Origin of the sequence: Streptococcus sp. 10824 (assembly GCF_013276595.1) — a bacterium.
Classification (GTDB): domain Bacteria; phylum Bacillota; class Bacilli; order Lactobacillales; family Streptococcaceae; genus Streptococcus; species Streptococcus pseudopneumoniae.
Map to the genome: position 1 here is coordinate 1 of NZ_VMLH01000044.1, position 12783 is coordinate 12783.

Genomic DNA, 12783 nt, shown 5'->3' on the forward strand with positions numbered 1-12783 from the left:
GACGAAGTCAGTAACATATCTACGGTAAGGCGACGCTGACGTGGTTTGAAGAGATTTTCGAAAAGTATAAAATAGATTGAATTTAGAATAGTCCACTGAGTTTTATAAAACATTGTTAGAAATTGGTTTGAATTCCGCAATCAATTTGTTCGGTTTTTATTTCATTTAATTTAATTAAATTAGAATTTCCCAACCGTTTAACTCAAGATAAAAATCCCCAATCGAAGCGATTGAGGATTAAGCAAATGAATCTTAAACAATACCTTGGGCAATCATAGCGTTTGCTACATTTTCAAATGCAGCAATGTTTGCTCCTGCAAGATAGTCTTTATCAAGACCATATGTTTCTGAAGTTGTTTTAGCTGTGTTGAAGATGTTTGTCATGATGTCTTTGAGACGTCCATCAACTTCCTCACGAGTCCATGAGAGGCGAAGACTGTTTTGGCTCATTTCAAGGGCTGAAACGGCTACACCACCAGCGTTGGCAGCTTTGGCAGGTCCGTAGAAGATACCATTTTCTTTGTAGATTTTGATGGCATCAAGGTCGCTCGGCATGTTGGCACCTTCAGATACACAGATAACGCCTTGAGCAACCAAACGTTTAGCTGCTTCACCGTTGATTTCGTTTTGAGTAGCACATGGAAGCGCAATATCATAGTTTCCAGCGTAAGTCCATACAGAACCTTCGTGATATGTTGCAGTTGCTTTCTCAGCTGCATACTCAGTCAAACGAGCACGACGTTTCTCTTTAACATCAACCAAAAGATCGAAGTCGATACCATTTTCATCGATGACATAACCGTTTGAGTCAGATACAGAGATGACAGTAGCGCCAAGTTCAGTCGCTTTTTGAAGAGCGTATTGAGCAACGTTCCCAGAACCTGAAATAACCACTTTCTTACCAGCAAAGCTATTACCGTTAGCTTTCAGCATTTCTTCAGTATAGTAAACCAAACCGTAACCAGTTGCTTCTGGACGAATCAAGCTACCACCAAATTCAAGAGGCTTACCAGTCAAGACACCAGCATCAAATTGGTTAAGACGCTTGTATTGACCATAAAGGTAACCAATTTCACGTCCACCTACGCCGATATCACCAGCAGGTACGTCAAGTGATGGTCCGATGTGTTTTTGCAACTCAGTCATGAAGCTTTGGCAGAAGCGCATCACTTCAGCATCTGTTTTACCTTTAGGATCGAAGTCTGATCCACCTTTACCTCCACCGATTGGAAGTCCAGTCAAGACGTTTTTGAAGATTTGTTCAAATCCGAGGAATTTCAAAATCCCTTGGTTTACAGTTGGGTGGAAACGAAGTCCTCCTTTGTATGGTCCAACAGCTGAGTTGAATTGAACACGGTAACCACGGTTTACTTGAATTTTTCCATCACGGTCAACCCAAGGAACACGGAAAGAAATTACGCGCTCAGGCTCAGTAATACGTGCCAAGATATTTTCTTCGATATACTCAGGGTGTTTTTCAAATACAGGTTCCAAAGTGTTGAAAAATTCTTCAACAGCTTGGAGGAATTCAGCCTCGTGCCCATTACGAGCTTTTACAGTTTCAAACACGCTTTGGATATATTCTTTAGCAGATGTCATATCGTTCTCCTTTTGTTGTCATATTTTATTACATGAGCTATTATAGCAGAATTTTTTTAAACTGTAAAGAGAAAAACAAAAATTTTCTAAAAATTCTTTCAATTTAGTTTTAAGACTTTTTGAAAATAGACAAAAAACGAACCTTTTTCTTGTAAATATCTTTCTCAAAGAGAAAATCTGAAAATATGCTATAAGAAAAGAAAATGTTTAGCAATTCAGAAATCACTTGTTAATTTATCCGTGATATGTTAGATTTGCCAGTAAAACTATGACCATTTTGGAGGAAAGCAATATTTACATCTCCTTATTCAGGGCAGAATTTTCTATACAAGTATAGATGTCTTGCTGGAGTTGGATCATGGAACCCAAACGGTTATTAAGATTTAGAACTATCATCGGAATTTTTTCATTAGACTTGTTCGGTAACCATAAAGTACTATACTATCCATGAACAAGACCCAGAAAAAGTAACTTTATTTCTTAAGAATTTTAATAGTTTAAAGCAATTAGCACCTGTTTATATTGATGAAACAGGATTCGATACTTATTTTTATCGAGAATATGGTCGCTCTTTAAAAGGTCAGATAATAAGAGGTAAAGTATCTGGAAGAAGATATCAGAGGATTTCTTTGGTTGCAGGGCTAACAAATGGTGAGTTAATCGCTCCAATGACCTACGAAGAGAGGATGACGAGCGACTTTTTTGAAGCATGGTTTCAGAAATTTCTCTTACCAACATTAAATACACCATCAGTTATTATTATGGATAATGCAAGATTCCAATAGAATGGCTAGGATAGAACTCTTGTGTGAAGAGTTTGGGCATAAACTTTTACCCCTTCCTCCCTACTCACCTGAGTACAATCCTATTGAGAAAACATGGGCTCATATCAAAAAGGTATTACCAAGTTGCAAGACCTTTTACGAGGCTCTTTTGTCCCACTCTTGTTTCAATTTGTTATAAACGCCTAAGATAAGAGCTATACTAGGTAAATAAAAATCTCTATACTATCTGAAAGTGAAGATTACTCACTATAAGATAGCATAGAGTCTTTTTGTTGTAGTTAAATTATCCTACCCACTCCCCATTGTAATTAACACGGTAACCGTCTGGTGTAGTCGTATTGATTGCTAGAGCACCAGAGCTATAAGCATAGTACCATTTGCCAGATACCTTCATCCAGCCTGTTTTCATAGCACCTGAACCGTCGAGATAGTACCAAGTCTCACCGTCTTTCAACCAACCTGCTTGCATCCAGACTGAACTATCGAAGCGATACCAGATATTATCTAATTTTGCCCACTGATTGTAAGGGTAACATCCCATCAAGTTGCATAAACTACCAACGCGAGCCAGCTTGTCGCCAAAAAACCATACTTTTACCTACTTCTTGCATTTGGTTAAAGAAATTGTAGGAATTATTCGTTGTACTCTTATTTTCATTTTTGATTTTATGAGTTCCGATAGCCTTCAAATTTTTGTCAAAAAGATTCGCCTTAGTCGCAAATGTTTGAATCTGAGAAGAGTAGGCTTCTATGTATTGAATGGCTTTTCCATAACCACCAGCTAATTCTTCAGAGCCACCAGATGATGTTCCGAAACTTTGTGCAACGGTAATCCATCCATTTTGAGTAACAGGGTTTTCAAAGGCTGCCAAACCCATATAGGTCAATTCTGGATTGATTAAGGATTCGTAGTGTCCAGTTTGATCAGAGACATTTGCTCCGCTACGAGATTTATAGAATATATTTCTCAATAGCACGCGCAACGCCGTCTTCTTCGTTGCTTGAGGTAACGGCATCCGCAAGAGATTTGACATAATCGCTGGCATTTCCCATTGCAATCCCAAGCCCTGCAAATTGGAGCATTTCGATATCGTTATTAGCATCGCCCATGGCCATAATCTCTGAGGAATCAATCTTCAAAATCTCAGCTAGTCGTGAAAGAGCAGTAGCCTTTGTCGTTCCAAGCGGCATTGCTTCATAAATGACAGGCTGCGAACGAACTCCACTGAATCGTTGGCAAAGCTCTTCAGCAAAACGCTGCTCAAAATCGTCTGTTTGGCTCTCTGTTCCTAAAAACATACCTTGGAACATACGAAACTTGCCACTAGTCGCTTCCTCAAGAGAAATTTCAGTCAGGTCTGAAAAGACTAGTTTGGCATCATTTTGAATGATTTCATTAGGTTTGCCACCGAGGACAAAATAATGTTCCTCATCAAAAAGAGTCAACTGAACATCACTTTTTTCAGCTAGGTCATAGAGGTATTCGATGTCTGCTGGACTAAGTTCTTGCCAGTCAACCAAGCCCCAGTCGCTAGTCTGGTGAGTTGAACAACCGTTGTTAACAATCACATACTCATTCTGGAGATCAAGCCCCAGTTTTTTGTAGTAGGGGAGGACACCGAAAAGCGGGCGACCCGTACAGAGAACCAATTTGACACCTTTTTCAATGGCTTTGTGAATAGCAATAATGTGAGCTTGTGGGATTTCCTTGGCTTCATTGAGGAGGGTTCCGTCCATATCCAAGGCTAGTAGTTTAATCATAAGACTTCCTTCTTTATCTTTTGGTATTATTATAGCATATTTTGGAGAAGAAATTGATAGGAAGCTTGGGGCTAATTGATTTTACAGTTTAGGATGTTTTGATAACAATTCATGATTTGAAGAGGATATTTGGCCAAGATATGCTATACTAAACTTGTGATTCAATTAAGCAAACCATTCTATTCAATAAGCTAGTCAAGGAAAACAGAGGATTCAATATGAAAAAACGGGCTATTCAAATTTTACTAGCATTATCCTTAATTTTTTACAAATCAACTTGGTTTTGGGGAATTTTCAATCACCTCGCAAAGCCCTATCTACCAGCAAGTCGTGAATTTTTTCAGATTCTGCTTTGGATGGAGAGTGGAGGTCTTTTATTAGCGGTCATCTATCTACTAGTTTTTGCAGGAAAGAAGACTTTTCATTTCAAATGGCAGCTGAGGCACTTTATCTACCTTTTACTGGGTTACATCATTTTGTATATGTCTGACGTCCTCTTGTCTTATTTCATACCCTCGTCTTCAAATCAAATTTCTTTGAATGAAACGATAGAAATGATAGGGAGACAGGAATTACCCTATTTCTTGCTCATGGCTTGCTTCATCGGCCCTATTGCTGAGGAATTGATTTATCGCGGTGTGCTTATGACAACCTTTTTCAAAAACTCGCCTTGGTACGGAGATGTCTTGCTTTCTGCTATTATTTTCGGTTATATTCATATCAATTTTGCTTTAACTCCTCTTGCTTTTTTCATTTATGCTAGTGGAGGTCTCATTTTAGCTCTACTGTATCGCATGACAAAAAATCTCTACTATCCAATACTAGTTCATATTCTCATCAATATCACTGCCTTCTGGAATGTATGGTTACTCCTATTTTCAGGAAGTTAGCTTACTAAAAAAATGTCGGAACTTTCCGGCATTTTCTTTTTTCACAAATAGTCAACGTTTTTCTTTTCGATATTGGAGTGGTGTGTATCCAGTTATTTTTTGAATTGATTTTGAAAATAAGGTTGGCTTGAGAAAGGCAGATAGTGAAGATAGTTAAGAAGGTTAAGAAGAATAGGATGTTCTTTTTTCCTTTTTGGAAAATTTCTAAAATATGGTATAATGAAAAGATAAAGAAGTTGGAGGTAGAAGATGAACATTCAACAATTACGCTATGTTGTGGCCATTGCCAATAGCGGTACTTTTCGTGAAGCTGCTGAAAAGATGTATGTTAGTCAGCCGAGTCTGTCTATTTCTGTTCGTGATTTGGAAAAAGAATTGGGTTTTAAGATTTTCCGTCGGACCAGCTCAGGGACTTTCTTGACTCGTCGTGGTATGGAATTCTATGAAAAAGCGCAAGAATTGGTTAAAGGATTTGATATTTTTCAAAATCAGTATGCCCATCCTGAGGAAGAAAAGGATGAATTTTCCATTGCCAGTCAGCACTATGACTTCTTGCCACCAACCATTACGGCCTTTTCAGAGCGCTATCCTGATTATAAGAACTTCCGTATTTTTGAATCAACTACTGTTCAAATTTTAGACGAAGTAGCGCAAGGTCACAGTGAGATTGGGATTATCTACCTCAATAATCAAAATAAAAAAGGGATTATGCAACGGGTTGAAAAGTTAGGCCTAGAGGTTATTGAACTAATTCCCTTCCATACCCATATTTATCTCCGTGAGGGGCATCCTTTAGCTCAGAAAGAGGAATTGGTCATGGAGGATTTAGCGGATCTACCAACGGTTCGTTTCACGCAAGAGAAAGACGAGTATCTTTATTATTCAGAGAACTTTGTTGATACCAGCGCGAGCTCGCAGATGTTTAATGTGACAGACCGTGCTACTTTGAATGGTATTTTGGAGCGGACGGACGCTTATGCGACAGGTTCTGGATTTTTAGATAGTGACAGTGTGAATGGCATCACAGTTATTCGTCTCAAGGATAACCTAGATAACCGCATGGTCTATGTTAAACGTGAAGAAGTGGAGCTGAGTCAAGCTGGAACTCTTTTCGTAGAAGTCATGCAAGAATATTTTAATCAGAAGAGGAAATCATGAAAAAAAGAGGAATAGTGGCAGTCATTGTACTGCTTTTGATTGCGCTGGATCAGTTAGTTAAATCCTATATCGTCCAACAGATTCCACTGGGTGAAGTGCGCTCCTGGATTCCCAATTTCGTTAGCTTGACCTACCTGCAAAATCGAGGGGCAGCCTTTTCTATCTTACAAGATCAGCAGTTGTTATTCGCTGTCATTACCCTGGTCGTCGTGGTAGGTGCCATTTGGTATCTACATAAGCACATGGAGGACTCATTCTGGATGGTCTTGGGTTTGACTCTGATAATCGCGGGTGGTCTTGGAAACTTTATTGACAGGGTCAGTCAGGGCTTTGTTGTGGATATGTTTCACCTTGACTTTATCAATTTTGCAATTTTCAATGTGGCAGATAGCTATCTGACTGTTGGAGTGATTATTTTATTGATTGCAATGCTAAAAGAGGAAATAAATGGAAATTAAAATTGAAACTGGTGGCCTGCGTTTAGATAAGGCTTTGTCAGATTTGACAGAATTATCACGTAGTCTCGCGAATGAACAAATCAAATCAGGCCAGGTCTTGGTCAATGGCCAAGTCAAGAAAGCTAAATACACTGTCCAAGAGGGCGATGTCGTCACTTACCATGTGCCAGAACCAGAGGTTTTAGAGTATGTGGCTGAGGATCTTCCGCTAGAAATCATCTACCAAGATGAGGATGTGGCTGTTGTCAACAAACCTCAGGGAATGGTTGTGCATCCGAGTGCTGGTCATACTAGTGGAACCCTAGTAAATGCCCTTATGTATCATATTAAGGACTTGTCGGGTATCAATGGGGTTCTGCGTCCAGGAATTGTTCATCGTATTGATAAGGATACGTCAGGTCTTCTTATGATTGCTAAAAATGATGAGGCGCATCTAGCACTTGCCCAAGAACTCAAGGATAAAAAGTCTCTCCGCAAATATTGGGCGATTGTTCATGGAAATTTGCCCAATGATCGCGGTGTGATTGAAGCACCGATTGGCCGGAGTGAAAAAGATCGTAAGAAACAGGCTGTGACTGCTAAAGGGAAACCTGCAGTAACTCGTTTCCACGTCTTGGAACGCTTTGGCGATTATAGCTTAGTGGAGTTGCAACTAGAGACAGGGCGTACCCATCAGATTCGTGTCCACATGGCTTATATCGGTCATCCAGTTGCTGGGGATGAAGTCTATGGTCCTCGTAAGACACTTAAGGGGCATGGACAATTTCTTCATGCCAAGACTCTAGGTTTTACTCATCCGAGAACAGGTGAGACCTTAGAATTTACAGCAGATATCCCAGCAATTTTTAAGGAAACATTGGAGAGATTGAGGAAGTAAGAATGAAAAAGAAATTAACTAGTTTAGCACTTGCAGGCGCTTTTTTAGGCTTGTCATGGTATGGAAATGTTCAAGCTCAAGAAAGTTCAGGAAATAAAATCCACTTTATAAATGTTCATGAAGGTGGCAGTGATGCGATTATTCTTGAAAGCAATGGACATTTTGCCATGGTGGATACAGGAGAAGATTATGATTTCCCAGATGGAAGTGATTCTCGTTATCCATGGAGACAGGGTATCAATACAACTTATAAGCATGTTCTAACAGACCGTGTCTTTCGTCGTTTGAAGGAATTGGGTGTCCAAAAACTTGATTTTATTTTGGTAACCCATACCCACAGTGACCATATTGGAAATGTTGATGAATTACTGTCTACCTATCCAGTTGACCGAGTCTATCTTAAGAAATATAGTGATAATCGTATTACTAAGCCTGAACGTCTTTGGGATAATCTGTATGGCTATGATAAGGTTTTAAAGACTGCTGCTGAAAAAGGTGTTTCAGTTATTCAAAATATCACACAAGGAGATGCTCATTTTCAGTTTGGAGACATGGATATTCAACTATATAATTATGAAAATGAAACAGATTCATCAGGTGAATTAAAGAAAATTTGGGATGATAATTCCAATTCCTTGATTAGCGTAGTAAAAGTCAATGGTAAGAAAATTTACCTTGGGGGCGACTTAGATAATGTGCATGGAGCGGAAGATAAGTATGGACCTCTCATTGGAAAAGTTGATTTGATGAAGTTTAATCATCACCATGATACCAACAAATCAAATACCAAGGATTTTATTAAAAATTTGAGTCCGAGTTTGATTGTTCAAACTTCGGATAGTCTACCTTGGAAAAATGGTGTTGATAGTGAGTATGTTAATTGGCTCAAAGAACGAGGAATTGAGAGAATCAACGCAGCCAGCAAAGACTATGATGCAACAGTTTTTGATATTCGACAAGACGGTTTAGTAAACATTTCAACTTCCTACAAGCCTATTCCAAGTTTTCAAGCTGGTTGGCATAAGAGTTCATATGGAAACTGGTGGTATCAAGCGCCTGATTCTACAGGAGAATATGCTGTCGGTTGGAATGAAATTAAGGGTGAATGGTATTACTTTAACCAAACGGGTATCTTATTACAGAATCAATGGAAAAAATGGAACAATCGTTGGTTCTATTTGACAGACTCTGGTGTTGCTGCTAAAAATTGGAAGAAAATCGCTGGAATCTGGTATTATTTTAACAAAGAAAACCAGATGGAAATTGGTTGGATTCAAGATAAAGAGCAGTGGTATTATTTGGATGTTGATGGCTCTATGAAGACAGGTTGGCTTCAATATAAGGGGCAATGGTATTACTTTGCTCCATCAGGGGAAATGAAAACGGGCTGGGTAAAAGATAAAGAAGCCTGGTACTATATGGATTCTACTGGCATCATGAAGACAGGTGAGATAGAAGTTGCTGGACATCATTACTATCTAGAAGAATCAGGAGCTATGAAGCAAGGCTGGCTTAAAAAGGCAAATGATTGGTATTTCTACAAGACAGATGGTTCACGAGCTATAGGTTGGATTAAAGACAAGGATAAATGGTACTTCTTGAAAGAAAATGGTCAATTACTTGTGAATGGTAAGACACCAGAAGGCTATACTGTGGATTCAAGTGGTGCCTGGTTAGTGGATGTTCCGATCGAGAAATCTGCTACAATTAAAACTACAAGTCATTCAGAAATAAAAGAATCCAAAGAAGTAGTGAAAAAGGATCTTGAAAATAAAGAAACGAGTCAACATGAAAGTGTTACAAATTCTTCAACTAGTCAAGATTTGACATCCTCAACTTCACAAAGCTCTGAAACGAGTGTAAACAAATCGGAATCAGAACAGTAGTAGAAAAGAAGGTTTTAGGGCCTTCTTTTTCCTATCAACTCTTTTCTATTTCCTGTTATTCATGTTATAATGGATAAATATGAATAATCGGAGTGAGACTATGAAATACAAACGGATTGTCTTTAAGGTGGGTACTTCTTCTCTGACAAATGAGGATGGAAGTTTATCACGTAGTAAGGTAAAGGATATTACCCAGCAGTTGGCTATGCTGCACGAGGCTGGTCATGAGTTGATTTTGGTGTCTTCAGGTGCCATTGCGGCTGGTTTTGGAGCCTTAGGATTTAAAAAGCGTCCGACTAAAATTGCTGATAAACAGGCTTCAGCAGCGGTAGGACAAGGGCTTTTGTTGGAAGAATACATGACCAATCTTCTCTTGCGCCAAATCGTTTCTGCACAAATCTTGCTAACCCAGGATGACTTTGTAGATAAGCGTCGTTATAAAAATGCCCATCAGGCTTTGTCGGTTTTACTTAGCCGTGGGGCGATTCCTATCATCAATGAGAATGATAGTGTTGTTATTGATGAGCTCAAGGTTGGGGACAATGATACTCTGAGTGCACAGGTGGCGGCCATGGTCCAAGCAGACCTTTTGATCCTCTTGACAGACGTAGATGGTCTCTATACAGGAAATCCTAATTCAGATCCAAGAGCCAAACGTTTGGAGCAAATCGAGACTATCAATCGTGAGATTATCGATATGGCCGGTGGAGCTGGTTCGTCAAACGGAACTGGGGGCATGTTAACCAAAATCAAAGCTGCAACTATTGCGACAGAATCGGGTGTTCCTGTTTATATCTGCTCATCCTTGAAGTCAGATGCCATGATTGAAGCGGCTGAGGAGACCAAGGATGGTTCCTACTTTGTTGCGCAAGAGAAGGGGCTTCGTACCCAGAAACAATGGCTGGCCTTTTATGCTCAGAGTCAAGGTTCTATTTGGGTTGATAAAGGGGCTGCGGAAGCTCTCTCTCAACATGGAAAGAGTCTTCTCTTATCTGGTATCGTTGAAGCAGAAGGAGCCTTTTCTTACGGTGATATCGTGACAGTATTTGATAAGGAAAGTGGAAAATCACTTGGAAAAGGACGCGTGCAATTTGGAGCATCTGCTTTGGAGGATATGTTGCGTTCTCAAAAAGCCAAGGGTGTCTTGATTTACCGTGACGACTGGATTTCCATTACTCCTGAAATCCAACTACTTTTTACAGAATTTTAGAGGTAAACTATGGTGAGTAGACAAGAACAATTTGAACAGGTACAGGCTGTTAAAAAATCGATTAACACAGCTAGTGAAGAAGTGAAAAACCAAGCCTTGCTAGCCATGGCTGATCACTTAGTGGCTGCTACTGAGGAAATTTTAGCGGCTAATGCCCTCGATATGGCAGCGGCTAAGGGGAAAATCTCAGATGTGATGTTGGATCGTCTTTATTTGGATGCAGATCGTATAGAAGCGATGGCAAGAGGAATTCGTGAAGTGGTTGCCTTCCCAGATCCAATCGGTGAAGTTTTAGAAACAAGTCAGCTTGAAAATGGTTTGGTTATCACAAAAAAACGTGTAGCTATGGGTGTCATCGGTATTATCTATGAAAGCCGTCCAAATGTGACGTCTGATGCGGCTGCTTTGACTCTTAAGAGTGGAAATGCGGTTGTTCTTCGTAGTGGTAAGGATGCCTATCAAACAACCCATGCCATTGTCACAGCCTTGAAGAAGGGCTTGGAGACGACTACTATTCACCCAAATGTGATTCAACTGGTGGAAGATACTAGCCATGAAAGTAGTTATGCTATGATGAAGGCCAAGGGCTATCTAGACCTCCTCATTCCTCGTGGAGGAGCTGGCTTGATCAATGCAGTGGTTGAGAATGCGATTGTACCTGTTATCGAGACAGGGACTGGGATTGTCCATGTCTATGTGGATAAGGATGCAGACGAAGACAAGGCGCTGTCTATCATCAACAATGCTAAAACCAGTCGTCCCTCTGTTTGCAATGCCATGGAGGTTCTGCTGGTTCATGAAGACAAGGCAGCAAGCTTCCTTCCTCGCTTGGAGCAAGTTCTAGTTGCAGAGCGTAAAGAAGTTGGGTTGGAACCAATTCAATTCCGCTTGGATGAGAAAGCCAGTCAGTTTCTTTCAGGTCAAGCAGCTGAGGCACAAGACTTTGACACCGAGTTTTTAGACTATGTCTTAGCTGTTAAGGTTGTGAGCAGTTTAGAAGAAGCGGTTGCCCATATTGAAGCCCATAGTACCCATCATTCGGATGCCATTGTAACGGAAAATGCTGAAGCTGCAGCTTACTTTACAGATCAAGTGGACTCTGCAGCTGTCTATGTCAATGCCTCAACTCGTTTTACCGATGGTGGACAATTTGGTCTTGGATGTGAGATGGGAATTTCTACTCAGAAATTGCACGCGCGTGGTCCCATGGGCTTGAAAGAGTTGACTAGCTACAAGTATGTGGTTACTGGTGATGGACAGATAAGGGAGTAAGAGATGAAGATTGGATTTATCGGTTTGGGGAATATGGGTGCTAGCTTGGCAAAATCTGTCTTGCAGACTAGGACGTCAGATGAGATTCTCCTTGCCAATCGTAGTCAAGCTAAGGTAGATGCTTTCATTGCAGACTTTGGTGGTCAGGCTTCCAGCAATGAAGAAATGTTTGCAGAAGCAGATGTGATTTTTCTAGGAGTGAAGCCTGCTCAGTTCTCAGACTTGCTTTCTCAATACCAGACTATCCTTGAAAAACGAGAGAGTCTTCTTTTGATTTCGATGGCAGCTGGATTGACCTTGGGAAAACTCGCTAGTCTTCTTCCAAGTCAGCACAGAATTATTCGTATGATGCCCAATACCCCTGCTTCTATCGGACAAGGAGTGATTAGTTATGCCTTGTCTTCTAATTGCAGGGCTGAGGACAGTGAGCTCTTTTGTCAGCTTTTAGCCAAGGCTGGTCTTTTGGTTGAACTTGGAGAAAGCTTAATAGATGCAGCGACAGGTCTTGCAGGTTGTGGACCAGCCTTTGTCTATCTTTTTATCGAGGCCTTGGCAGATGCAGGTGTTCAGACTGGATTGCCACGAGAAACAGCATTGAAAATGGCAGCTCAAACTGTGGTAGGAGCTGGACAATTGGTCCTTGAAAGTCAGCAACATCCTGGAGTTTTGAAAGACCAAGTTTGCAGCCCAGGCGGTTCGACTATCGCTGGTGTAGCGAGCCTAGAAGCGCATGCTTTTCGAGGAACGGTCATGGATGCAGTTGGTCAAGCCTACAAACGAACACAAGAACTAGGTAAATAAGAGGTGGATTTGTCTGCCTCTTTTATGGTGGTTGATACTCTTCGAAAATCTCTTCAAACTGCGTCAGCTTCCATCTGCAACCTCAA

General features: G+C 40.4%; 10 protein-coding genes and 3 pseudogenes. 9 read left to right on the top strand and 4 right to left on the bottom strand.

Going from position 1 to position 12783, the window contains the following annotated elements:
• Positions 1–252: 252 nt before the first annotated feature.
• Positions 253–1599 carry an NADP-specific glutamate dehydrogenase gene (gene gdhA, locus HT701_RS04340; protein WP_000199528.1) on the bottom strand — a complete coding sequence of 449 codons (1347 nt, stop codon included), beginning with the start codon at positions 1597–1599 and terminating at the stop codon, positions 253–255.
• A gap of 362 nt (positions 1600–1961) precedes the next feature.
• Here gdhA and HT701_RS04345 point away from each other — a divergent pair.
• Positions 1962–2562: pseudogene (locus HT701_RS04345) on the top strand (transposase); the annotation flags it as partial.
• 105 nt (positions 2563–2667) lie between these two features.
• On the opposite strand, the pseudogene HT701_RS11850 reads toward HT701_RS04345, so the two are convergent.
• Both HT701_RS11850 and HT701_RS04360 read right to left on the bottom strand, forming a co-directional pair.
• Positions 2668–3337, bottom strand: a pseudogene (locus HT701_RS11850) (choline-binding protein C); the annotation flags it as partial.
• Positions 3336–4145 carry a Cof-type HAD-IIB family hydrolase gene (locus tag HT701_RS04360; protein ID WP_023932748.1) on the bottom strand — a complete coding sequence of 270 codons (810 nt, stop codon included), beginning with the start codon at positions 4143–4145 and terminating at the stop codon, positions 3336–3338. The gene HT701_RS04360 and the pseudogene HT701_RS11850, both read right to left, overlap by 2 nt.
• A gap of 218 nt (positions 4146–4363) precedes the next feature.
• On the opposite strand from HT701_RS04360, the gene HT701_RS04365 reads away from it, so the two are divergent.
• Positions 4364–5035, top strand: coding sequence for a CPBP family intramembrane glutamic endopeptidase (locus HT701_RS04365; protein ID WP_119920007.1), 672 nt, complete (start codon positions 4364–4366; stop codon positions 5033–5035).
• Positions 5036–5086: 51 nt separating this feature from the next.
• On the opposite strand, the pseudogene HT701_RS04370 reads toward HT701_RS04365, so the two are convergent.
• Positions 5087–5292, bottom strand: a pseudogene (locus tag HT701_RS04370) (AraC family transcriptional regulator).
• Here HT701_RS04370 and HT701_RS04375 point away from each other — a divergent pair.
• The 7 genes from HT701_RS04375 to proC all read left to right on the top strand — a co-directional run bounded on the left by HT701_RS04375 (position 5285) and on the right by proC (position 12697).
• A complete protein-coding gene (locus HT701_RS04375; RefSeq protein ID WP_001025687.1) occupies positions 5285–6193 on the top strand; it encodes a LysR family transcriptional regulator in 909 nt (302 codons plus the stop codon). The pseudogene HT701_RS04370 and the gene HT701_RS04375 overlap by 8 nt on opposite strands.
• Positions 6190–6651, top strand: coding sequence for a signal peptidase II (lspA, locus tag HT701_RS04380; RefSeq protein WP_000745672.1), 462 nt, complete (start codon positions 6190–6192; stop codon positions 6649–6651). The genes HT701_RS04375 and lspA overlap by 4 nt, the downstream gene beginning before the upstream one ends.
• A complete protein-coding gene (locus HT701_RS04385; protein WP_000403212.1) occupies positions 6641–7528 on the top strand; it encodes an RluA family pseudouridine synthase in 888 nt (295 codons plus the stop codon). Before lspA ends, HT701_RS04385 begins: the two co-directional genes overlap by 11 nt.
• 2 nt (positions 7529–7530) lie before the next feature.
• A complete protein-coding gene (cbpE, locus tag HT701_RS04390; RefSeq protein ID WP_023936958.1) occupies positions 7531–9414 on the top strand; it encodes a phosphorylcholine esterase CbpE in 1884 nt (627 codons plus the stop codon).
• A gap of 100 nt (positions 9415–9514) precedes the next feature.
• Positions 9515–10624: a glutamate 5-kinase gene (gene proB, locus HT701_RS04395; protein WP_240152361.1), complete on the top strand. Its 1110-nt coding sequence runs from the start codon at positions 9515–9517 to the stop codon at positions 10622–10624.
• 9 nt (positions 10625–10633) lie between these two features.
• Positions 10634–11896 (top strand): glutamate-5-semialdehyde dehydrogenase, encoded by a 1263-nt coding sequence (locus tag HT701_RS04400; protein ID WP_000254672.1) that lies wholly within the window; start codon positions 10634–10636, stop codon positions 11894–11896.
• A gap of 3 nt (positions 11897–11899) precedes the next feature.
• Positions 11900–12697 (top strand): pyrroline-5-carboxylate reductase, encoded by a 798-nt coding sequence (gene proC / locus HT701_RS04405; RefSeq protein WP_000689703.1) that lies wholly within the window; start codon positions 11900–11902, stop codon positions 12695–12697.
• The last annotated feature ends 86 nt before the right edge of the window (positions 12698–12783 follow it).

Bases quoted from the DNA above. Each gene is read 5' to 3' on its own strand.
- gdhA (WP_000199528.1), bottom strand. From the start codon at position 1,599: ATGACATCTGCTAAAGAATATATCCAAAGCGTGTTTGAAACTGTAAAA.
- HT701_RS04360 (WP_023932748.1), bottom strand. From the start codon at position 4,145: ATGATTAAACTACTAGCCTTGGATATGGACGGAACCCTCCTCAATGAA.
- HT701_RS04365 (WP_119920007.1), top strand. From the start codon at position 4,364: ATGAAAAAACGGGCTATTCAAATTTTACTAGCATTATCCTTAATTTTT.
- HT701_RS04375 (WP_001025687.1), top strand. From the start codon at position 5,285: ATGAACATTCAACAATTACGCTATGTTGTGGCCATTGCCAATAGCGGT.
- lspA (WP_000745672.1), top strand. From the start codon at position 6,190: ATGAAAAAAAGAGGAATAGTGGCAGTCATTGTACTGCTTTTGATTGCG.
- HT701_RS04385 (WP_000403212.1), top strand. From the start codon at position 6,641: ATGGAAATTAAAATTGAAACTGGTGGCCTGCGTTTAGATAAGGCTTTG.
- cbpE (WP_023936958.1), top strand. From the start codon at position 7,531: ATGAAAAAGAAATTAACTAGTTTAGCACTTGCAGGCGCTTTTTTAGGC.
- proB (WP_240152361.1), top strand. From the start codon at position 9,515: ATGAAATACAAACGGATTGTCTTTAAGGTGGGTACTTCTTCTCTGACA.
- HT701_RS04400 (WP_000254672.1), top strand. From the start codon at position 10,634: ATGGTGAGTAGACAAGAACAATTTGAACAGGTACAGGCTGTTAAAAAA.
- proC (WP_000689703.1), top strand. From the start codon at position 11,900: ATGAAGATTGGATTTATCGGTTTGGGGAATATGGGTGCTAGCTTGGCA.